This window comes from Arenibacter arenosicollis (genome assembly GCF_014397245.1).
In the GTDB taxonomy this organism is placed as follows: Bacteria; Bacteroidota; Bacteroidia; order Flavobacteriales; family Flavobacteriaceae; genus Arenibacter; species Arenibacter arenosicollis.
This window is the reverse complement of record NZ_JACLHY010000027.1, coordinates 1-23,436: the sequence shown is the minus strand read 5'-3', so window position 1 is coordinate 23,436 and position 23,436 is coordinate 1. Positions and strand designations below refer to the sequence as shown.

The following is a 23,436-nucleotide window of genomic DNA, read 5'->3' as shown; positions in this document are numbered from 1 at the left end:
GGGAGCTGGGTTTTATTGCGGAATAGCAATATCCCTCACTTTGCTTGGAAACAAGCGGGGAGTAGATTTGTCTACTTTGAAAGGTAAGATTATAAATGAAGTTATATTGAAGACTTAGATGTTTTCCAGAAAACTAACCAGGTTTTCTTTTTTATCGATAATTAGTTTTTTCCTCAATCGATGCCTGCCTATTTCTACAGAATTTACAGAAATGTTGTTGATATTTGCTATTTCTTTTGAGCTGAGTTTGAGCTTAACTTGAACGGCAAGTTGTATGTCCTTATCAGTTAGGTGAGGGTATTTTTCTTTAATTCTAAATAAAAAGTCACTTTGTAGCGTTTCTACGTTTGTATGAAACCTTTGTATATCTTCGTTAATATCAAACTTAAAGCTATATTCTTTTATGAGTGTATTAATGTCCTTTTTTAATTGATTTATATCAGTAGATTTTAAGCTTTTAAAAGAATTTGTAAGATCCTTGTAAATGGATGTTCTTTGGGATATGAACAAAGCTAGATTGGTTAGTTCCTTCATGCGGAATTCCAATTTGTGCTCAAGATTTTCTTGCAAAAGGGATTGTGTTTTTAATTTTTCTAATGACAGCTTATGACTTTGTTGATAAATTGCTTTCTTCTTTTTAATATTGTTCCATAATGAAGCTATGATCAGCAAGGCAATTATTGCCAATAATAAGGATCCAATTAGGACGGAATTTCTTCTTTGCGTCTCCAAATTTCTCTGTTGCTCCAATAATTTAATTTGGGATGCTCTTCGTTCGTCCTCATAACGAATCCTCATATCCGTCAGTTTTTCGCTTTTATTGCTCGAAAAAATTTCTGAATTCCCTTCTGCGTATTTCTTATAGTAATTTAATGCCTCTTTATAATCTTGTTTTGCCAAAAAATAATCGGACATAATTCTATCATTTTCAACTATCCATTCCTTATTGTCCATTAATCCCTCCATAATTGATCTTGACTCTTTCAATTGCCGGTAGGATTTATCATAATTGCCCAGCTTTAGATTTACTATGGAAAGTTCGTTGAGAATATGAACCTTGTTTTGTTGGTCCCTAATTTCATTTGAAATGTCCAAAGAAGATTCTAAAAATGTTTTGGCAGAGTCGGGTTCATTTATTTTACGATAACAGATGCCCATGTTTTTCATGGTCTCTGCGATCCTATCCTTATTGTTGAACTCTTTTTTTAATTTTAGGGAATTTTTGAAAAATGATAATGCCAAATTACAATCTCCCTTGCGTTCATGAATCAACCCCAAACTGTTATAGCTGTATGCGATTCGTTGTCTGTCGCCTATTTTTTCGTGAATTTTTAAAGCTTCCGTATGGTATTCAAGAGCCTTGTCAAAATACCCTATGTCGAAATATAACCATCCTAAAGTACGTAAGGAAAAGGCCAGGTCATAAAGGTTGTTCAAACCTTTCCTGATCTCCAATGATTGCAGACCATATTGTAATGCCTTATCGTAAAAATCATTGAACAGGTATCCTTGGCAAAGGTTGATAAGGGCTAAACCTTCTTGGTTATTATCATTGGCTTCCCTTGATAACAGTAAAGCTTCATAGGCGTATTCTATTGTTTTGTTGGGGTCTATGGACCAATAGATTTCTGCAACTCTATTTAGTAATGGTATTTTATCCTTTCCGCTTGAGTAGGGTAATAAAGTTAGTAGACTATCTAGCTCCTTTTGAGAGTCGCTCGGATTTTCATCCCAAATATTAGTTTGGGAATGCACAGTAGTACCTATAAATAGAAGTATAATTAAAATAGGTTTTATCAATTTTTCCATGTGCTAGGATTTAAAAATAAAAAGAACTGGGTTTATTACTAAAGGTGGTTGCAAGAATTATGCTATTTACAAATATCTAAATTATAACGTAATCTCCTTTTTAATAAAGTCCAAATAATGGGACCAGTAAAGGTCAAGTAAAGGTCGTTTTTGGGTTATTAAGGGAAATTAATTGAAAATTTGCTCAAATCCCATTTGAGAAAATTAATGATGGTTTAAAAAAGGAAAACTTCCAACAAAGAAAATATGCATTTATATAAGATGGTTAAGAATATTATGGTACTGGTATTGGGTGTTAGCTGTTATAGTTCAATAGGGCAAGTTAGCACTGATGGTAAAAGCAATTATCTAAACTTTAGTGAAGATATTTTGGATTTCCATATTACACCAAAGGATTCTGTAGATAGGTCTGGTTTAATGTTTTCAGACCAGGGTTCCTGGTTCGGATTTGGTTATTCCGATTCGATAGGAACTATGACAGATTTTTCCGGGCCTTTTCTAATGACACAGCAAAATGGCGTTTGGTCAAGTAAATCCTTAGCATCAATTAAAATTGCTATAGGCAGTCATCTCATTAATTTTAAAAAGGAAAACATAATAGAGCAGAAAAGCTATTCAAGCCATTTGGAACAAACTTTTTTTGCGGATGGGGTTGAATTAAAAGAAACACTTCTGTTTTTAAACGGTCATACAGCTTTAATTAAATATGAGTTTACAAATACGTACCAACGCATCATTCAATTAACATATCATTGGAAAAATGAACCTTTATTGACTAATAGTTTAAAGTTGTCTTCCCAAAGAAATGTTCTCAAAATAAGTTCAAACATAAGTACTGCTTTGGGGGTCATTACTTTTCCAAAATCTACAATTATCAATAATTTGGAAAAAGGTTTTTCTACAGAATTTCAAGAATTGGAACTCAAACCCAACCAAACCAAAGAAGTTGTAATCGCACAAACATTTATTTTTCCAGAATACTCTTGGGAGGAAGAAAAGAAGATAATAAATATTTCAGATTTTGATTCAATTTTAAATAATCGGAAGCAAGAAAAAAACGATGAACTAAAAACACTAATTGAAAACAGTAAGCCACAGTTTAAGGATAATAAATATGCAAGAGTATTGGCCAAGGCCCAACTTACGCTTCAAAACAATTGGCGGATAGCCGCTGGGGAACTAAACCATCAGGGATTGTTTCCGAGCTATCATTATGAATGGTTCCATGGATTTTGGTCATGGGATTCCTGGAAGCACGCTGCCGGCCTTTCCCGATTCGCCCCTGAGCTTGCCAAAGATCAAATAAGGGCAATGTTTGATTATCAGGCGGACGACGGATTTATTTTGGATTGCATCTATAGGGATACAACCATTGAAAATCACAATTATAGGGATACCAAGCCTCCTTTGGCTTCATGGGCTGTAGTCCAAATTCTGCAGAAGGACAGAGATATTAATTTTGCTGAAGAAATGTACCCTCAACTGATAAAGTACCATAATTGGTGGTATGCCAAACGGGACCATGACCAGGATGGTTTATGTGAATATGGATCTACGGACGGTACCGTGTTGGCTGCCAAATGGGAAAGTGGAATGGACAATGCCATACGTTTTGATTCCTCTGAAATATTAAAAAACTCCTATAGGGCATATTCCCTAAATCAAGAAAGTGTAGACTTAAATGCTTATTTATATGCTGAAAAATTGTATTTGGCCCAATTGGCTGAGGCCTTAGGTAAAAAATTGGAGTCAGATGAACTTAAGTCCAATGCTGAAAAGTTGAAACGGTTGATTCAGGACCAATTTTATGACAAGCAGGATGGGTGGTTTTATGACACTAATTTAGAAGGTACACAGTTTATAAAGGGCGCTGGAAGTGAAGGTTGGACTGCTTTATGGGCTAAGGCTGCTTCCCCTGAACAAGCGGAAGCTGTAAAAACCAAAATGATGGATGAACAAAAGTTTTATACCAAAGTCCCCTTCCAGACCATGTCCAAGGACCACCCTAAATTTGACCCTCTAAATGGGTATTGGCGTGGACCAAACTGGCTAGATCAGGCCTATTTCGCAATAAAGGGACTTCGGAATTACGGATATGATCTGGAAGCGGACAAGGCTACAATCCAAATAATGGAAGGTGCTGATGGACTTTTGGAAAAAGGAAAATCCATTAGGGAAAATTATCATCCGATCACAGGGGAGGGTAGGGAGGCCCATAACTTTAGTTGGAGTGCGGCACATATTATATTGATGTTGACTGAGGACTAAAAAAAATATCAATGGAATATAGCAAGATTATAATAACTGCAGATCAGGCCACAAATATTGCCCTTGAAAATTTTGACATTCAAGGTTCGGCCAAACCACTGCCCGGGGAAATCGATTTTAATTTTAAGATCGATGCATCGGATGGACAGCAGTATATTTTGAAAGTCTCCCGACCTGACGAGAACGAGGATTATTTGGACTTTCAACAGAAATTGCTGCTCTACGCCAGCGAACACGCCAAGGATCTAACGTCTCCCCAGGTCGTTCCGGATAGGCAGGGGAATCTGATTTCTGAGATCAGGGACGATTATGGGCAGATCAGGAAGGTACGCCTTCTGTCCTGGATATCAGGCAGGGTCTGGAGCGGGGTGAACCCGCAATTGGATGGGCTGCGCCATAGTCTGGGGGAACAATGTGGGAGACTAACCCGGGCCCTGCAAGGTTTTGACCATCCCGAGGCCCACAGGGAATTTGTCTGGGATGTGGCACAGGGCGGTTGGACCACAGAATATCTTGACCTTTTTAAGAATGGGGACAAAGAAGTCATCTCCTATTTTCAGAATCAATTTAAAGAGGCGCAGCCCGGTTATTCCAAGTTACGCAAGGCAGTGGTACACAATGACGCCAACGACAACAATGTTATAGTTTCCGGGGACCTGATCGATCCCCATGTGATCTCCGCCATAGATTTCGGGGATTCGGTCCATACGCAGATCATCAACGATCTGGCCGTTGCCTGTGCATATGCCATCATGGGGCACAATGATCCGTTGGAGGCCGCATTGCCTATTGTACGGGGCTATCACCATGCCTTTCCTTTGGAAGAAACGGAACTGGAACATTTGTTCATGGCCATCGCCATGCGCTTGGTGATTTCCGTAACCAAATCGGCCATCAATAAAAAGGAGGAACCGGACAATAGCTATCTGTTGATCAGCGAAGAACCGGCCTGGGAACTGCTCCGGAAATGGAGGAACATCAATGCGGATTTTGCCTATTTTAGTTTTAGGGGGGCATGTGGATATACCGCCCATCCCAATGAAGAAAAATTCTCGGCCTGGGCCAAAAAGCAATCCCTTTCAATTGATAAACTATTTCCCACTGTAGGTCCCAACACGGTGTACCCCTTGGATCTTAGTGTGTCCAGTAAATGGATAGGGCATGAAAAGGACTTTAACGATCTGGACTATTTTCAGTATAGACTTAATAAACTACAGGAAGAACATCCTTCCAAAATATTGGCTGGCGGCTATCTTGAGCCCCGCCCGATCTACACCACTTCGTCCTATGATAAAAAAGGGAACAAAGGGAGGGAAAGTAGAAGCATTCACTTGGGAATCGATTTTTGGTTGCCAGAGGCTTCACCGGTACATGCCCTTTTTGACGGGGAAGTGGTCACAGCTGTAAATGATGCAGGGGACAAGGAATACGGCGGACTGGTAATTTTAAGGCACCGGGAGGAAGACTTGGAATTTTATACCCTATACGGACATTTATCGGTGGGCAGTGCTACCCGGCATAAGGTTGGCGTACAATTAAGGGCAGGCGATGAAATTGGTGTCCTGGGCAGTTGCACAGAGAACGGCAATTGGTCCCCACATCTGCATTTTCAGATCATGCTTTCCATGCTCGATTTTAAAATTGATTTCCCCGGAGTAGGTTATTACGGTCAGCTCGACCTATGGAAAAGCCTGTGTCCGGATCCAAATATGTTGTTTAAGCTAAAGGGCTTATCAGGGAAGCACACAGCGGGCAATGATGAAATCATCGCCTATAGAAAACAACATTTGGGAAAAAGTCTGAGCCTGCAGTACAAGGTGCCCATTAAAATGGTGAGGGGTGCGGGGCAGTACCTAATGGACCAATATGGTAGAAAGTACCTGGATACCGTTAATAATGTGGCCCATGTGGGGCATGAACATCCAGCCGTGGTAAGGGCAGGACAGGAACAAATGGCGTTGATCAATACCAATAGTCGGTATTTGCACGAAAATATAAATGAGCTGGCCAAAGAGCTGTTGGAGACTTTACCACCAGAATTAAGTGTGCTCCATTTTGTGAATTCAGGTAGTGAGGCCAATGAGCTGGCTATCCGGATGGTAAAGTCCGCTACCGGGCAGCGCGACATAATTGCCTCCGAGGTGGGATATCATGGCAATACCAATATGTGTATCGATATCAGTTCGTATAAGTTTGATGGCAAAGGTGGCCAGGGCGCTCCGGAACACACCCATATTTTTCCCCTTCCCGATGCCTTTAGAGGGAAGTACAGAGGAAAGGATACAGGCGAGCAATATGCCATGGAGGTTAGGCATCAAATAGATAATATACAGGCCAAGGGAAGGGGAGTTGGAGCCTTTATCATCGAGCCGATCATTAGTTGTGGGGGACAGATAGAATTACCGAAGGATTTCTTGGCAAAGGCATATCAATACGTTGGGGAAGCGGGCGGACTCTGTATTTCAGATGAGGTGCAAGTGGGTTGTGGCCGTATGGGCACTACATTTTGGGGCTTCCAATTGCACGGGGTGGTACCCGATATCGTGACCATAGGGAAACCCCTTGGCAACGGACATCCCCTGGCTGCCGTGGCCTGTACCCAAGAAGTAGCGGAAAGATTTGCCAATGGAATGGAGTATTTCAACACCTTTGGGGGCAATCCGGTTTCCTGTGCCATAGGCGCCGAGGTTCTGAGGGTGGTGAAACGGGAGAAGCTCCAGTCACATGCCTTGGCGGTTGGAAACTATCTTAAAAAGGAACTAATAGATCTGGCGAAGAAGTTTCCCATTATTGGTGATGTTAGGGGCCAGGGACTTTTCTTGGGAATCGAGTTGGTGGATGAAAAAATGGAGCCTTTGGCTGCCCAGACCGATTATTTGGCCAACCGTATGAAAGATCACGGTATCCTTATGAGTACGGATGGCCCGGACCATAACATATTAAAAATCAAACCTCCTATGGTCTTTACCCAAGAAAATGCCGAGGAACTTATTTTTTATCTCAAGGGAATCCTTGCCGAAGATTTTATGATAAACTATTAATTTTTTGATACAATATTATTGATGAGATTACAACTTTTAATATTTCCTTTTGTTCTTACTTTTTTGAGCTGCAAACAAAAAGAATTGACCTCCGTTCCAGAACAAGTAAACCATTACAATCATCAGATTTTTGAGGAAAACAAATTACTCCCGAGAGCTACTTTTTTTGGTTTTGAAACTAAGGTGAAACCGGATAAGGAAAACTCGAGGCGCTTTTTGAATTTAAATGGAGACTGGAAATTCAATTTTGTAAAAGACCCCAAACAGAGACCCACAACTTTTCAAAATATAAATTTTGATGATAGTGATTGGGACACAATCCAAGTTCCTGCCAATTGGGAAGTAGAAGGCTATGACCATCCCATATATTTGGACGAACGTTATCCGTTTGACACCAAATGGCCCAATGTACCCACAGATTACAACCCTGTTGGTACATATCGCAAAGAAATTTGGCTTACAGATGAATTTCTGGACGAAGATATTATTCTACATTTTGCAGCTGCAAAATCTGCCATGTACGTATATGTCAATGGCCAATATGTGGGCTATTCCCAAGGTAGCAAGACACCAGCGGAGTTCAACATTACAAAAAACCTAACTGTAGGGAAAAACCTGATTGCCCTTCAGCTATTTAGGTGGAGCGATGCCAGTTATTTGGAAAGTCAGGATATGTTACGTCTTAGCGGTATTGAAAGGGATGTTTATCTGTATAGCAGGCCAAAAGTTCATATTATGGATTATTATGCCTATACCAATTTAGATGACACTTATAAGCATGGCATATTTAGGGATACCGTGTTTCTTCAAAACAATTCTGGAGAATCTGTAAATAGGACATTACACTTGGAGGTTTTGGATGGTAAGTCGATTGTCTACAAAACTGAGGAATCAATCCAAATTCCAGCCTCTTCGAAAATCAATTTTCATTCAGAAACAGTTATTGAAAATGTAAAAACATGGTCGGCGGAACTTCCTAATTTGTACCAACTAACAATTTCATTGGAAGACCCTAAGAATCTAAAAAACAATCAGTACATAAGACGAAATATTGGTTTTAAAAGGGTGGAAATCAAGAACAGTCAAGTTCTATTAAACGGAAAGGCCATTTACATTAAAGGTGTGGACAGGCATGAAACCGACCCCTTGACAGGGCATGTTGTATCCAGGCCGTCTATGGAAAAGGATATTATGCTCATGAAACAAAATAATATTAATGCCGTGCGCAGTTCGCATTACCCAAACGATTCCTATTGGTTAGATCTTTGCGACACTTACGGATTATATGTGGTTGACGAAGCCAACATTGAAAGCCATCCACTAGCCATAAGCGAGAAAACCCAGATAGGAAATGAAATGAGTTGGTTACCTGCACATATGATGCGTACCCAAAGGATGTATTATCGCGATAGGAACCACCCCTCCATATATTCTTGGTCCTTGGGTAACGAAGCTGGGGAAGGTGAAATTTTTAGATCTACTTACAAATGGTTGAAAAGTCACGACGACAACCGGATCGTACAATATGAGCCTGCTGGAAAGGAGGATTATACAGACCTGTACTGCCCAATGTATCCTAAACCCGAATATCTTATCGAACATGGAAATTCGGATTCGGACAAGCCATCAATAATGATAGAATATGCACACGCCATGGGCAATTCTGTGGGAAATTTACAGGATTATTGGGATATTATTGAAAAACACCCCAACCTACAAGGAGGGTTCATTTGGGATTGGGTAGATCAGAGTCTGGAACTTAAAGATAAGGATGGCAAACCCTTTTTTGCATATGGTCATGATTATCACCCTGATTTACCAACGGATGGAAATTTTTTAAACAATGGACTGGTGGATCCTTTCCGCAATCCACATCCACATCTTTCTGAAGTGAAAAAGGTATATGAACCGGTTCAGTTTAGATATTTGGGAAATGGAACTATTGGAATTGAGAATAAAAACTTCTTTGCAGATTTTTCAGATAAGGAACTAAATATTAAGGTATTAAAAGATGGGGTAGAGGTATTCCAAAGTTCAGAAAAAATGTTGGAAGTAGGCCCCCAGGAATATAGTAAAATTCAAATTAAAAATTTTCCTGATTTCAATGATTTCAATGATTTAAATAGGGAATACATACTCGAAGTAAGCCTTGTTCAAAAAAATAATTCGGCCTTAATACCACAAGGATATGAGTTGGCCTGGGATCAATTTGTGCTTCATAAAGGAGCATATGTTTCAATGCCAATTACAAAGGCCCCTATTTTAAACATGAAATTTACTGGGCAAACCATCGAAATAGCAAACGATATTATTAATCTTATGATTAACGGGAACAGTGGAGAAATTACTTCATGGACATTTATGGGAAAGAAAATTACGGACCAACCTATTCGTCCTAATTTCTGGAGACCTCCAACCGATAATGATTTAGGGAACAGAATGGATAAATGGGCAGAAATATGGCAGGATGTCAGCTATAACTATTCTGCCGAGTTGGTAGGGCGACCGTCACAATCACATATAGGGGTTGTATATAGGGTTGCCTATTCTCTTCCAAACAAGGTAGCCGAGGTAGTAGTTGATTATGAAATTTCCAATGGAGGAATTTTGACAATTGATTATCACTTTGAGCCCAATCAAAAAAATCTTCCCAATATTCCAAGGTTAGGAATGTATCTGACGCTACCTAAGGATTTTAGTGATGTTTCTTGGTACGGCAAGGGTCCTACTGAGAGTTACTGGGATAGGAAGACCGGAGTTAAAATAGGGATTTATAAAGGAAAGGTGATAGATCAGTTTCATAGATATATGAGACCGCAAGAAACTGGAAATAAAACGGATGTTCGTTGGATGAACGTTTCTTCAAATGATTTGACGCTAAATTTAAAAAGTAATGTGCTGTTGAATTCCAGTGTTTGGCCCTTTACGATGAAGGAAATTGACTTCAATAAGGATCAGGCCGGGATTTCGGCTTCTGGCCTAGTTCCAGTTACAAAAAGGCATGGAGCCGATATTAGAATCGGAGAGACGGTACAGTGGAATGTGGATTTATTGCAAATGGGAGTCGGAGGTGATAATTCATGGGGAAGGAACGTGCACGTGGAATATACTATTCAACCAAAGTCATATAGCTATTCTTATTCGATAGAGCCATTTTTGAGATAGCTTAATATTAACCACAACAGTACCTAATGTTTATCATTGTATAATTGAATGTTAATCTATGAAAGAGCCAGCTGACGAATTAAAAAGAAATATAGGAACTTGGGGCCTAAGTGCCAATTTGATCAATATAATGATTGGTGCCGGAATATTCGTTTTGCCTGCCGTTGTGGCTGCAGGCCTTGGTTCAGCAAGTGTATTGGCTTATCTTTTTTGTGGATTATTGATTTCTTTAGTCATGCTGTGTTTTGCCGAAATTGGCAGTAAGATAACCGATACAGGTGGGGCATATGCCTATATTGAAGGAGTCTTTGGCAAGTATTTTGGTTTTATTGCGGCTGTTCTTTTTCTAGTGGCAACTATATCCGCAGATGCAGCAGTTGCCAATACAATTGTTGATATTATGGGTTCTATCAACCCCTTTTTTAAGGGAGGAATTATTAAAACATTTTTCTTTCTTTGTCTTTTTTCAGGCCTAGGATACATTAATGTAATTGGGGTCAAGGAAGGAATAAGATTGGTGAAACTAATTACCATTACTAAAATTGCTCCTTTAATGGTGTTGATTTTTTTGGCATGGTCGAAAGTAGACATTGTAAATCTGGTATGGGATTTTACCCCAACGGTTATGGATGTTGGAGAAGTATCCTTGATACTATTCTTTGCTTTCCAAGGTGCGGAATCTGGTCTTTCGGTAAGTGGAGAGGTAAGGAATCCCAATAAAACTATACCAAGGGCCATACTGATAAGTATTACGGTGGTATTGCTAATTTATATAATGATCCAAACTGCTGCCCAGGGAGTATTGGGGGAAACATTGGCCAGTTTCCAAGAAAATCCATTGGGCGAGGTGGCAAGCAAGATTTTTGGACCAATAGGGTTTACTTTGATAACCATTGGAGCTGTAGTATCCATGTTCGGAAATTTGAGTAGTGAAATATTGAGTATGCCAAGGATGCTATATCGGGCCGCAAAGGATAAAGTAATTCCAATTGAAATTGCATCTCGAGTTCACAAGAAGTTTTCTACGCCATATGTGTCAATTATAATTTATGTTGGACTGTGCTTTTTATTTGCTTCATTAGGTGGATTCAAGCAATTGGCAATTCTATCTAGTGCCTCTATTCTACTTATTTATTTGGGAGTGGCAATTGCTGTGATAAAATTGAGAAAAAAAGAAAATAAGGAAGATTCTGAATTGTCCAAAGACTCATTTAGAATCCCAGGAGGATATCTTGTCCCAATTTTGGCTGTTTTGGTTATTTTATTCTTTTTATCCAATCTGTCATTTAATGAATTGGCGGGTATAGTCGCATTTATAGTCTTCTTATCGATTATCTATTATTTTGGATACAATGTCTTAAAAAAGTAATTAACTGTTGTGATGTCATTTTATATGAACTCTATGGACGACTACTTTATATATTTCCTCACAAATAAAAAGTACATAACAATGTAAATGATAAGCCTTCTAATAAAAGAAGCTTATTCCCCAATAAAAAAATAGTCATAAGCCCCATCCATTACTTTAGCCCTCCCATTAAATTGGCACTGAATAGGTATTTTTTATTTCGCCCATGACAAAAGTACTGTGTGCACTACCAATGTTTTTTATTTCCCCAAGATGATTTAAGACAAAATCCTGATAGTGCTTCATATCCTTTACCATTACTTTTAGCAAGAAGTCATAATCTCCAGATACATTATAGCATTCAGTAACCTCTTTAATTGCTATAATATCCTTAACGAATTTATGGCCAATTTCCCGGGTGTGCTGTTTAAGGGTAATATTACAAAATACGGTGAGCCCTTTGTCCAGTTTTTCCGCATCAAGAACAGCCACAAACTTTTTTATATAACCATTTTTCTCCAAACGTTTCACCCGCTCAAAAACAGGAGTAGTGGATAAATTTACCTTATTCGCCAATTCTTTGGTCGTTAAGTTGGAATTGGTCTGCAACAAATTTAAAATCTGATAATCAATTCTATCCAAATCATTCATAGAATATTATTCTTTTAATTCATTAATATTTCATCTAAAAAGATTAAACAGCTATTATACCTATAATTCATAGTGTTTTCTTCTAAATAATGGAACAAATTTAGAATTTACAATCTAAAATACAAGCTTTGTAAGGAATTATACAAACAATAAATTATGAAAACAAACCTTTTAGGTTACCCTAGAATTGGGGCGAACAGGGCTTTAAAAAAAGCCTCTGAAAAATATTGGCAAGGGGCTATTTCTGCCGAAGAATTGAATCAAGTAGGTGAAGGAATTCGTAAAGAAAACTGGTTATTGCAGCAAGAAGTTGGAATAGATATGATTCCATCCAATGATTTTTCCTTTTACGATCAAGTATTGGATGCTACCATGACCTATGGTAGTATTCCCAAAAGAATTGCTGGAATAAAAAAAAACAAATCGGATTTAGATCTATACTTTGCCATGGCAAGGGGACTGCAACAAGACGGTTATGATGTAACCGCATTGGAAATGACGAAATGGTTTGACACCAATTATCATTTCCTGGTCCCTGAATTTACAAAAGACCAATCCTTTGAACTGTATTCCACTAAGGCCGTTGATGAATTTAAGGAAGCCCTTTCTTTGGAAATATTAACCAAGCCAGTGTTGATTTCTCCTGTTACATATCTTTTTCTTGGTAAAGAAAAGGAGGGTGGTTTCCATAGAATGGACCTGTTAGATAAGCTAATGCCCATTTTTTTCGAATTACTGGAACAATTGATTTCCGCTGGTGCAAAATACGTTCAATTGGACGAACCTTGTTTGGCACTAGACCTTGGTGATAGAGAAAAGAACGCTGTAAAAAAACTATACTCCAATATTGCCGAAAAGTACCCTCAATTAAACATAATACTAACCAATTACTTTGACTGTTACGGGGACAATTTAGAAATGGTATTACAACTTCCCGTTTCTGGGCTTCACCTTGATCTGGTCAGATGTCACTTACAGTTGGATGATATTTTGAAGTCACCTTATTTTGATGGCAAAAAGATATTATCCTTAGGGTTGGTGGATGGAAGAAACGTTTGGATGAATAATTTCGAAGATTCTTTAGTTATAGTAAAAAATGCATTGGAAAAAGTAAATACCGATAACCTTTGGATTTCAGGTTCTTGTTCATTTTTACATTCCCCTTGTGATTTAGATTTGGAAAAGAATGAGGAAAATCTTCCCGGAAATATAAAGCAATGGTTGGCCTTCGCAAAACAAAAAGTTAAAGAACTGGTTGTCTTGAAAGAATTGGTATTATATCCAAAGTCAGAATGGGCAATTAGAAATCTTGAAGAAAATAAACGAATTTTCGAAGCAAGAAAATACTCAAAGTCCATACATCACCCTTTAACTAAAAACCGAGTAAATAAATTATCCTCCAAAGACAGTAAGCGCCACAATGTTTTTCAAATTCGCAGGGCCAAACAGGTTAAAAAGTTAAATCTCCCGTTGTACCCGACTACTACCATTGGTTCCTTTCCGCAGACCCAAGAAGTTAGAAGTTGGCGAGGTAGACTCAAAAAAAAAGAGATAAGCTTGAAGGAATATAATGAATTCATTAAGAAAGAAACGGAAAGTACCATTAGTTTCCAGGAGGATATCGGTCTGGATGTCCTAGTGCATGGTGAGTTTGAGCGAAATGACATGGTCGAGTACTTTGGTGAAAGGCTAAATGGATTTGCCTTTTCCAGTTATGGATGGGTCCAAAGTTACGGTAGTCGATGTGTAAAGCCACCAATAATTTTTGGCGATGTTTATAGATCTAAGCCCATGACCGTTAAATGGACCTCCTTTGCCCAATCCCTGACAAAAAAACCTGTTAAAGGAATGCTTACAGGTCCAGTGACCATATTGCAGTGGTCATTTGTCAGGAATGATCAGCCTCGGGCCACCACTTGTAAGCAAATAGCTTTAGCTATAAGGGATGAAGTCAAAGATTTGGAACAATCAGGGGTTAATATCATTCAAATAGACGAACCCGCTATAAGAGAGGGACTTCCCTTACGCCAAGAGCATTGGGATTCATATTTGAATTGGGCAGTGGAATCCTTCAGGATTTCTTCAAGCGGGGTAGAGGACAGTACACAAATACACACCCACATGTGCTATTCCGAGTTCAATGATATAATAAAGAACATAGCGGATATGGATGCTGATGTTATTACTATTGAGACCTCCAGATCAGAAATGGAATTACTGGATGCTTTCGTCAAGTTCAAGTATCCCAATGAAATAGGTCCAGGAGTTTATGATATACACTCAGCAAGGATACCCACTGAAAAAGAAATGGAATTGTTGTTGTTAAAAGCAACTGAACTTTTGCCTCAAGAAAATATTTGGGTGAATCCTGATTGCGGACTTAAAACTAGGGATTGGCCTGAAACAGAATCCGCTTTGATCAATTTAGTAAATGTAGCCAAAAAAATGCGCACCTTATCATTAGCAACTTCTGCTGAATAGTACTATTTAAAAAAATATGTTTTCTAAAAAAAAATGATCAGCATTAAACCAACGTGTTATTCCCCTAAATATAATTTAGGGGATAGTACTTTTGGTGGCTTATACAAACCAATTAAATTAAAGAACTCTATTTGTATCCACCAAATGATAAATTTCTTAATTGTACTCGGGATGTGTTTGACCAACGCCGCTTTATTCCATTGCTTCTGTTATAGGTTAAATTTAAATCTTGGCCTAAAAAACGATCTTCTAGTCAGTTGTTCCTTAACCTACTAGTTCATTTTAAGAAAACTAACGGCATTATTATACAGGATGTCTCTTTTTTGTTCGTCCGTTAAGAAATCAGCTTCTTTGATAGCATCGATTCCCTTCCCAATCATTTCAGGCCAGCGCATCTGATCTGACCCGAACATCAATCGTTTTCCGAGACCAGCTTTAATGAGCCGTTTCAAATAATCATAAAATGCGCTTTGAGGAATAATCCAAGTGATTGTAGATAAATCTCCATATAATTGTGGATACTGGTACATCATGGCAATCATTTCATCCAGAAAAGGATAGCCGGAATTTTCCACAAAAATCCTAAGTTTCGGGTGGTTGACCAACACCTCCTCAAGTAAGAGTGGGCTACCCGCAACGGTCCGAAAACTGGGCAGTGGCGGACCAATTCCTTCAGTGTGAATGAGTACGGGAACATCAAATTCCTCAGCCAATGCAAAATATGGATCAAGCCTGGGATCGTTGGGAGGCATACCAATAAGTTGGGATCCAATCTCACCAACTCCCCCCATTCGTTTGGCTTTTAGCTCCATTCTAAGTTCATCCAAGGAAGTCTTTGCCGGATCGAGAATAAACGAGGATATAATGAAGCGACCGGGTGCTGCTTTTGACCACTCCTGTAGCAGATTCAGATCAATATCACTTAGAAACCCTTTAACAATGTTATAGCGATCCATTGCTTCGAGCGTCTTTTCAAGGTTATCAGATGGACCATCCGTAGCCTGTCCCTTTCTATCGCAGGGCTGAGGCAGACAAGGAGCTGGAGCACCGGCCGGCAAATCCAATGGGGCACCAGTGTGCATATGCATATCGATAATGGGAAGCCGGTCTTGACCAAATAAGTTGATCGATAACAATCCAAAAAACAAGGAGATCGAAAGGACATGTAATGTTTTCATTGGTATTGATTTTGTTTGTGAAATCGATAATGTTGAATTTCAACTTTTATCAAGGTATATACCCAAATACATGATAGCTCAAAAAATGGGTTTCTGATCAATCCGAGGGAGGAGGGGGGGGGGTAAATAAACGTCTGTTTTATTATCGTTTATTTTTTGTGGCGAAATACTTTTTATTATTATACCCGACAATTATCGAAGAATGAAGTTACGAAATTCTAAGGATTTTTTACCCTTTTTCATGTTAGAACCTAATATTAGCTTTTCTAAACATCTTGCATCTCCATTTACTCCGGTGATAGCGTTGAAGTCATTGGGTAAAGGAAACTTAGGCCAATAAAGAAAAGTTCTGGTTTCTAATTTAGTATGCCCTATACATAGTAGGCTCATGTCTTTTCCAAGGTCCTTTAACAGACAGTTCTATAAGGTTAGCTATCTGCATGATCTTATTGGGACATTCTATATTACCGACTTCATTGTTAAGATATTAGGACAAAGGCTTGATCTAAAAAAGGAACGTTGAGCATTTTCAAAAAATTCTTGAATTGCAAAAACTGATGGTTTGATGGTAGATACAAGCTGTTTTGTTTTTAACAAACGTTAATTATATTTACGATTCTTTAATCCCCGAAACTATGTCTGAATTCTCTTTAAGAAGAGTGCAACTTGTCTTTACCCTTTCATTATTGACCACAGTAATCTCCCTAATTTGGTTTTTTGTAACAAGAAGCTTGGATATGCAGGAATTGAGCGTTTACCTTATGGCAGCTGTTCCTTTTTTTATCCTTTCTGCTATTATCTCAAAAATGGGAAATCTTACCTTGGCTAGGTGTATCTATTTAATCATTTTTAATTTAGGAGTTGCACTGACGGCCTCCTTTGTTGGTAAGGCTGGTAGTGCAGAATTTATATTGCTGTTTTCCGTGGGTCTTCCATTTGTATGGTTTTCCTTTAGAAGGGAAAGATTCCTCATAGGTTTCTTCTCTGGGATGTCCTTAATATTTTGGTTCCTTTTGTACTTTACGAATTTTGACCTCTTTACCACTGTACATATGGATGCGGAAAAGTCGGGGATGTATATATATCCCATTTCCATTTTAACCACCATTGTCTTGGTAACCTTTCAATTGATATATTTCTCATATATAAACAATGGATTTTATTCCAAAATACATGATCAAAGGGAAGAGGCCATTGAGGAATCAAATGCCAAGTCCAAGTTTTTGAGTATGATGAGCCATGAGATTAGGACTCCCCTTAACGCAATTACCGGCCTATCACATATATTGGGAGATTCCAATCCACGGGAGGATCAAAAAGAGAATATAGATGCCTTGAACTATTCGGGAAAAATATTGTTGAACCTGCTCAATAATGTTTTGGACTTTAGTAAAATGGAATCCACTAAAATTGAGCTTGACCCCATTCCAACCAATATTATGGCCGCAGTTAGGCAGATAAAAAAAATTCACGAGCCCAGTTGTCTGCGTAAAGGAATTACCATGGAATTGGAAATTGATGAAGAACTTCCCAATGTTTGGCTGGATATTGTCCGCTTTAATCAGGTAATCAATAATCTTATTTCCAACGCCATTAAGTTTACCGACAAAGGGAGTGTTACCTTAAAAATTGTCAAGCAAGAAGAATCCAATGGTACCGTTCTTATGCGTACGGAAATTTTGGATACTGGAATTGGTATATATAAAGAGCAACAGGAAAAAATATGGCAAGCATTTACCCAGGCCTCCAGTAGTACAAATCGCTTATATGGTGGCACCGGACTTGGCTTGCCGATTGTTAAGAGTATAGTTCAGGCCATGGGTTCCATGGTAAAAGTTGAAAGTGATCCAGGAAAAGGAAGTCGCTTTTATTTCGATTTGGAATTAAAATTGGCCTCGAGCGGAGAGTTGGATCAAATTATCCATAAAAAAGTACACGATTTAAAGGGAAAAAAAATATTGTTGGTTGAGGACAATCTCATTAACGTTATGGTGGCCAAGCAGATATTGGAAAAGGCTAATCTAGTAGTAGATGTGGCCTATAATGGTCAAAATGCAGTAGATATGGTTCAGGAAAATAACTTCGATACTGTACTAATGGATATTCAGATGCCTGTAATGGACGGTTATACCGCTTCCAGGGAAATTAGAAAATTCAATAGCACTTTGCCTATCTTGGCGTTATCGGCCTCAGTATTCCTGGAAGTGAAAAACAAAATATTACAAAGCGGTATGAACGGCTTCATTTTTAAACCTTTTGATCCTGAAAACCTGCTCAATAGAATAGAGGAAGTTTTGGATAACTAATCTTTGATATTCCGCCTGGTAATTATCTCATTATTATTTTTATAATCAGGAAGTATTCAAACTAAAAGTATATTGGGAATCATTGCTGTAAAATCTTTAGAAGTGAAATACATTACGAGCAAAAAACTGACTTACAATTCGAGGTAGTATCGATTCTTGTAACCCCTTAAACACATTGAGAATTTTATAATAAACATAGGTCCACGACTATACCAGGCAATGACCAATTACCCTTAAAATTTTTATTTTTAAGGTTTTTGATTTGCAATTACAGCCTGGGATTTATGGACAATTTCCTGGATTATGGTATCCAATTCCACCGCAGAGGAGTATACATGGTCAAGTAATAGATTCTTTTCATTCTCATCTACAGAATTTTCATTGAGCAAATCTATGATCCCCATTAATCGGGCCAATGGGGCCCGTACCACATGGGATTGTGTCCATGCGATTTCCCTTAATTTTTCATTTTGCTGTTCAACGGCAATTTGGCTCTGAAGCTTTTCGGTTATATCCCTTACATATAGTGAATAAGCGTTTTCCGAATGATAAACACTAATTTCCAGCCATTTGTTCCATTCTGAAAAATATTCTTGAAAGTAGGCCGCTTCTTCTTTTTTAAGGTCCATGTAATGTTTTACAAAGACTTTGGGGTCCACAATATTCTCAAAGGCCTTCCAAATATTATTTCCGATTATGTTTGCTTTTTGAACACCAAATAATTCCTCCGCCATTTTATTCCAATAGGTTACCACCCAACCATCGTCAACTGAAATAAAGGCATCCCCAATACTCTCTAGAATACTGTTCTTTTCATTGTTGGCCGATTCAACTTCTATTTGAGAAGTTTTTAGGTCATTGATATCTTGAAAACTTCCAAAAATTCTTACACACTCGTCATTGATAAAATCTGGTTTTCCAATCATTCTAACCCAGCGTTGGTTCCCATTTGCCGTAACTATTTCAAGTTCCATATCCCAAGATTTTCCTCTTTTTAAGGCATTTTCTATATGTAATAGAACTATTTCCCGAGTTTCAGGATTTTGGCAGTATCCCAGTACACTTTCAATGGTCGGAGAAAAACTTACATCCACTTCATGGATTTTTTTTGTCATTTCGGACCAATAGATATGGCCTCTCTTTAAATTCAGTTCCCATGCCCCTATAAGGGCTAAGTCCGTTACTTCATTAAGAATATTTTTAAGCTCCCTGTTTTCAGTAATATCCTTGGCCACCGCGTATATGGCATCTTCCTCTGGAATTGGCCTAGCCGTCCAACTAAGCCAAATTATATCTCCCTTTTTAGTGATATAACGGTTCTCAAAGTATTTATAGGAATTGCCCTCGTATAAGAACATTTGTTGGTTTCTAGTTTTTTCCCGATCCTCGGGATGAACGAACTCAATAATTTGTTTGGAAAGTAATTCCTCCTCGGAATATCCCAAAAGCTTTGAAGTAGCCGGATTTATTTTTTTGAAATACCCATCATATCCAGCCTTGCACAAAATATCAGGAGCAAAACTAAATATATGATCAAGTTCATTTTCAAGCAGTTTTCTTTTTATTTCAGCAGCCAAATGGTTTGAGATCTCCTGGCAGCGTTCACCTTGTAAAATTTGGCGCTTAGATTTAGCGTCCAATCCCAAATTAAGTACACCAAAAAATTTTTCATTGTGAACGAGTGGTATGCCAACAAGGCTTGATACTCCCGAATCCTTAAGAATTCCACTTATTTCTATCCCCTTTAATTCCTCGGTATCCCATATTTCCATTACCTCCCTTTGCCATACGGAGTAGGCCAAGCCTTCTGTACATTCAAAAATGGTATCACTTCGCTCGCCCTTGGATGACAGGTTTTCAGTATTCCTATTAAGATCATTGACAAAGAGTTTTAATTGGGTGTTTTCCGAATTAGGCAGCCATATTTCACCAAATGCATATTCACCGAAGTCAGCTAAATAACTCAAAACGCTTAATAAACATGATTTCAGGTCCTTTTCATAACTGAACAATACACTTATGTCAATTATTAAATTTTTTAAAAGCTCCTGGTTTTTTTGTTCACTTACGTCCCGCTCAATGGATATCCAGTGTGTGAACCAGCCTTTTTCATCTGCAACAGGAGTTAAGGACATGTTTACCCAAAATTCCTCACCATTCTTTTTGTAATTTACTACAGTAATTTCACATGGTTCCCATCGTCGCATTGCCCTACCCAATCGTTTTAGTTCCGCCTTATCCGATCTCGGTCCCTGTAAAATTCTAGGTGTTTTACCGATTACATCTTCAGGAGTATATCCTGTCATTTCAGTAAAGGCATCATTAACGTACAAAATTCTAGGTCCTGGCCGATCAAAAGGTTCCGCTTCAGTAATCAATACCGCATCCTTGGTGTTTGTTACCACGGATTCCAACAATCTCAAATGTTGTTCTTCCTTTTTTCGTTGGGTAATATCTTGTAAAGTGCCCTCAAACTTCTTAGTACCATGATCGTTACCTTGAACAGGCTGTCCCAACTGATGTATCCATTTTACAGAGTTATTGGGCAATACAATTCTGTACACAAAGTCATAGTTTTCATTCTGTGCAATTGATCTTTTGTTTTGATCAATAAAAGCTTCACGGTCATCGGGATGAATGGTGTCCAAAAAGGAATCATAATTAAATTCATTGGAATCCTGATTCCTTTCCCAAATTTTATATACTTCCTCGGAGAACGATAAGGTTAAGTCATCAAAATTCCAATAGCCAAGTTTGGCAATAACCGAGGCCCTTTTTAATTTTTGTTCCGATTGTCTTAGTTCTTCTAAATATTGTTCCTTATCGGTTACATCGGTGCAATTGACCAGGATGCATTTTACTCCATTAATGGTTACATGTTGCCCAACAATCTCCATTTTCACCAATTCACCATTCTCCTTTTTGTGTACATATATTCCAGAGTTAAGGGTTTTATCCTGCAATTGGAACTCCCTTATACCTTCCAATAATTTATTCACTTCCTCCTGTGGCCTTAGGTCCAGGGCGGTCATAGTAGTATACTCCTCCCGAGAGTAACCATAAAATTTCAACATGGCCTCATTCACATCCAAGATTCGTAAACTCCCTGTCTCCAAAATATATTTAGGGTATGGACTGGAATTAAAAAGCAAACGGTGCTTTTCCTCGGAAGCTTTTATTTTCTTATTTGTCAGTACCCTTTCGGTAATGTCCCTGGCATTGACTACCACACCCTGAATCATGGGGTCATCCTTTAAATTGATGAGTAAAATTTCTAGCCATTTCCACGTACCACTTTTGTGTCGATATCTAAAAGGTTTGGATACAAAAGGTTCATTTATCAAAAATTTTGAAAAATAATTGGCTACTTTCTCCCTTTCCCCATCATGGACAAAACTAAAAAAGCTTTTGTCCATTAATTCCTCGGTCGTATAGCCCACGGCCGATTTTAAGGTTGAATTGGCGTATGAATAATTTCCATTTAAGTCAACGACTGCCATCCAGTTATATCCGGCCTGGATTACGGAGGTAAACTTTGGATTTATAAGTTCAATTTGTTGCCAAACCTTCTTTTGGGTAGTTATATCCTGTATGTCACCTTCAAAGAAAATAAGTTCGTTATCATCATTGATCTTAGAATTATTGACCTCAATATTAATAAAAACAAGGTCACCGGATTTGTGAACTACCCGGCATTCAAATTCATTTTGTGTAAAATCATTATTACTCCACTTTTGCCAAATATTTCTCAATTTATCTTGATCTAAAAAGAAGACCAGATCGACCCAATTATCAATCGACTCCAGCTTGAGCTCATCAGGTTTATAGCCAAGCATATCAAAGAACAAGGGACTTAACCACAGGTTATTGGTTGCAATATCGAACTCCCAACTAGCGGTCCCATTAACTTCGGAGTAATTACTTAGGTTAATGTTAATGTTGTCAAAGAAAGCATTGGGAGATAGGGTTTTTATCTTTTCCTTCTGAAGTGTAATAAAGGGAACCGTTTGATTGGCCAATGCCTTGATCAGTTCTGTTTGTTGTTTACTGAGGGTTAAGGTTTCCTGAGTATGGAAACAAACAATGCCCAAGGTAGTTTTATCAGAATCAACTAAAGTGGCTATGATCAAATTCACGGGAGGAGCTTTGTCCAGGTTTGCGGAACTATCAATTAATTCATCAAATTTGATCTCCTTTAAGTCAAGTAATTCGTTAGGTGACATGTCCAGATGGTCCAAAACTTGTTTTTCTATTTGGGATAGGGAATGTTCACCATTAAATTCACTTTCCAATCCGATAGGCAACTTTAAAAATTCAATCTTGATCGAAGGGGAATCGATGACAAAAGAGGCCAATTGACATATTTCATTATAGTTCCTTAGTGGAACCTCCAATTTTGGAAACGTGGGGAACAATTCAATTCTTTTTCTAAACACTACAAACTGTTGTTTAATTTAAAGAAACCATTTTGATACATGTCATTGACAAGGGTGTATAATAATTTCGTAATGACCATTATATTATAATACTGGAATATACCTTTACTTATTTCGTAATTCCGATAGATAAGTTGAACTACATAACCAACTTTAAATAATTGTCTATCGGAATTTAAGAACTACGATCAATTTACAAGACTTAACCAATAATATTTCACTTCTTTAATTACTCTTAAAAACTCTTTTATTTCCAAGGGTTTATTGAGGTAACAATAACTATGTTTATTAAAGTGTGGATGCAATTCGGAACCCGAAGAAGTCAATATTATCACGGGGATATAAATATTAGTTAAATCGCTAATTTTGGATAAGAGGTTAACTCCGTTAATTATAATCTGATCCTCATTTGCAATAATTAGATCCGGAATTTCATTTTTTTTATTCTGTAGTATACTTCCAATATGCAAAATGGCTTCAAATCCATCTTCGAATAAATTTATATTGCAAAAATCTCCATTTTGCTGGAGGCAATCCTTGATCAGTATGGCATCTAGCATACTGTTTTCAATTAATAATACATTCTTTGGATACATTTCGGGGGAATAGTTAAATTATCACTAGATTTAGGTATGATACTTTAACTCCAAATATTGTTATTTATTCTGTTTAATCGACAATAAATCCGTGTTTTTTCGTTGAAATGGTGGACTTTCCAACTACAGCTTATCCTGAACTCCAGTTTATTTATCA

11 protein-coding genes are annotated in these 23,436 nt (G+C 38.0%); 6 read left to right on the top strand and 5 right to left on the bottom strand.

Annotated features, from left to right (window positions below):
* Positions 1–114: 114 nt before the first annotated feature.
* Positions 115–1,809 carry a transcriptional regulator gene (locus H4O18_RS18965; RefSeq protein ID WP_187587576.1) on the bottom strand — a complete coding sequence of 565 codons (1,695 nt, stop codon included), beginning with the start codon at positions 1,807–1,809 and terminating at the stop codon, positions 115–117.
* A 246-nt stretch (positions 1,810–2,055) separates the two neighbouring features.
* Here H4O18_RS18965 and H4O18_RS18960 point away from each other — a divergent pair, with 246 nt between their 5' ends.
* From H4O18_RS18960 to H4O18_RS18945, 4 genes are read left to right on the top strand one after another with little or no spacing between them, the layout of a single operon-like run.
* The gene (locus tag H4O18_RS18960) at positions 2,056–4,077 is read left to right on the top strand and encodes an MGH1-like glycoside hydrolase domain-containing protein (RefSeq protein WP_187587573.1); all 2,022 of its coding nucleotides are present in this window, start codon (positions 2,056–2,058) and stop codon (positions 4,075–4,077) included.
* Between the two features lie 11 nt (positions 4,078–4,088).
* Positions 4,089–7,118 carry an aminotransferase class III-fold pyridoxal phosphate-dependent enzyme gene (locus H4O18_RS18955; RefSeq protein ID WP_187587571.1) on the top strand — a complete coding sequence of 1,010 codons (3,030 nt, stop codon included), beginning with the start codon at positions 4,089–4,091 and terminating at the stop codon, positions 7,116–7,118.
* A gap of 21 nt (positions 7,119–7,139) precedes the next feature.
* Positions 7,140–10,283, top strand: coding sequence for a glycoside hydrolase family 2 TIM barrel-domain containing protein (locus H4O18_RS18950; protein WP_246474448.1), 3,144 nt, complete (start codon positions 7,140–7,142; stop codon positions 10,281–10,283).
* A 58-nt stretch (positions 10,284–10,341) separates the two neighbouring features.
* Entirely contained in the window at positions 10,342–11,652 is a 1,311-nt protein-coding gene (locus H4O18_RS18945) for an APC family permease (protein ID WP_187587567.1), read from the top strand.
* 168 nt (positions 11,653–11,820) lie between these two features.
* On the opposite strand, the gene H4O18_RS18940 is transcribed toward H4O18_RS18945, so the two are convergent.
* Positions 11,821–12,282: an Lrp/AsnC family transcriptional regulator gene (locus H4O18_RS18940; protein WP_187587565.1), complete on the bottom strand. Its 462-nt coding sequence runs from the start codon at positions 12,280–12,282 to the stop codon at positions 11,821–11,823.
* A 156-nt stretch (positions 12,283–12,438) separates the two neighbouring features.
* On the opposite strand from H4O18_RS18940, the gene metE reads away from it, so the two are divergent.
* On the top strand, positions 12,439–14,763 hold the full coding sequence (gene metE, locus H4O18_RS18935) for a 5-methyltetrahydropteroyltriglutamate--homocysteine S-methyltransferase (RefSeq protein ID WP_187587563.1): 2,325 nt from the start codon (positions 12,439–12,441) through the stop codon (positions 14,761–14,763).
* A 272-nt stretch (positions 14,764–15,035) separates the two neighbouring features.
* On the opposite strand, the gene H4O18_RS18930 is transcribed toward metE, so the two are convergent.
* Positions 15,036–15,941, bottom strand: coding sequence for an amidohydrolase family protein (locus H4O18_RS18930; RefSeq protein WP_187587561.1), 906 nt, complete (start codon positions 15,939–15,941; stop codon positions 15,036–15,038).
* 635 nt (positions 15,942–16,576) lie between these two features.
* Here H4O18_RS18930 and H4O18_RS18925 point away from each other — a divergent pair.
* Positions 16,577–18,247 (top strand): response regulator, encoded by a 1,671-nt coding sequence (locus H4O18_RS18925; protein ID WP_246474446.1) that lies wholly within the window; start codon positions 16,577–16,579, stop codon positions 18,245–18,247.
* A 248-nt stretch (positions 18,248–18,495) separates the two neighbouring features.
* On the opposite strand, the gene H4O18_RS18920 is transcribed toward H4O18_RS18925, so the two are convergent.
* Positions 18,496–22,683 carry a PAS domain S-box protein gene (locus tag H4O18_RS18920; RefSeq protein WP_187587559.1) on the bottom strand — a complete coding sequence of 1,396 codons (4,188 nt, stop codon included), beginning with the start codon at positions 22,681–22,683 and terminating at the stop codon, positions 18,496–18,498.
* A 188-nt stretch (positions 22,684–22,871) separates the two neighbouring features.
* Positions 22,872–23,279, bottom strand: coding sequence for a response regulator (locus H4O18_RS18915; protein ID WP_187587557.1), 408 nt, complete (start codon positions 23,277–23,279; stop codon positions 22,872–22,874).
* Between the last annotated feature and the right edge of the window lie 157 nt (positions 23,280–23,436).

Coding starts and splice junctions, on each gene's coding strand:
- H4O18_RS18925 (WP_246474446.1), top strand. CDS start 16,577: ATGTCTGAATTCTCTTTAAGAAGAGTGCAACTTGTCTTTACCCTTTCA.
- H4O18_RS18965 (WP_187587576.1), bottom strand. CDS start 1,809: ATGGAAAAATTGATAAAACCTATTTTAATTATACTTCTATTTATAGGT.
- metE (WP_187587563.1), top strand. CDS start 12,439: ATGAAAACAAACCTTTTAGGTTACCCTAGAATTGGGGCGAACAGGGCT.
- H4O18_RS18955 (WP_187587571.1), top strand. CDS start 4,089: ATGGAATATAGCAAGATTATAATAACTGCAGATCAGGCCACAAATATT.
- H4O18_RS18915 (WP_187587557.1), bottom strand. CDS start 23,279: ATGTATCCAAAGAATGTATTATTAATTGAAAACAGTATGCTAGATGCC.
- H4O18_RS18960 (WP_187587573.1), top strand. CDS start 2,056: ATGCATTTATATAAGATGGTTAAGAATATTATGGTACTGGTATTGGGT.
- H4O18_RS18950 (WP_246474448.1), top strand. CDS start 7,140: ATGAGATTACAACTTTTAATATTTCCTTTTGTTCTTACTTTTTTGAGC.
- H4O18_RS18945 (WP_187587567.1), top strand. CDS start 10,342: ATGAAAGAGCCAGCTGACGAATTAAAAAGAAATATAGGAACTTGGGGC.
- H4O18_RS18940 (WP_187587565.1), bottom strand. CDS start 12,282: ATGAATGATTTGGATAGAATTGATTATCAGATTTTAAATTTGTTGCAG.
- H4O18_RS18930 (WP_187587561.1), bottom strand. CDS start 15,941: ATGAAAACATTACATGTCCTTTCGATCTCCTTGTTTTTTGGATTGTTA.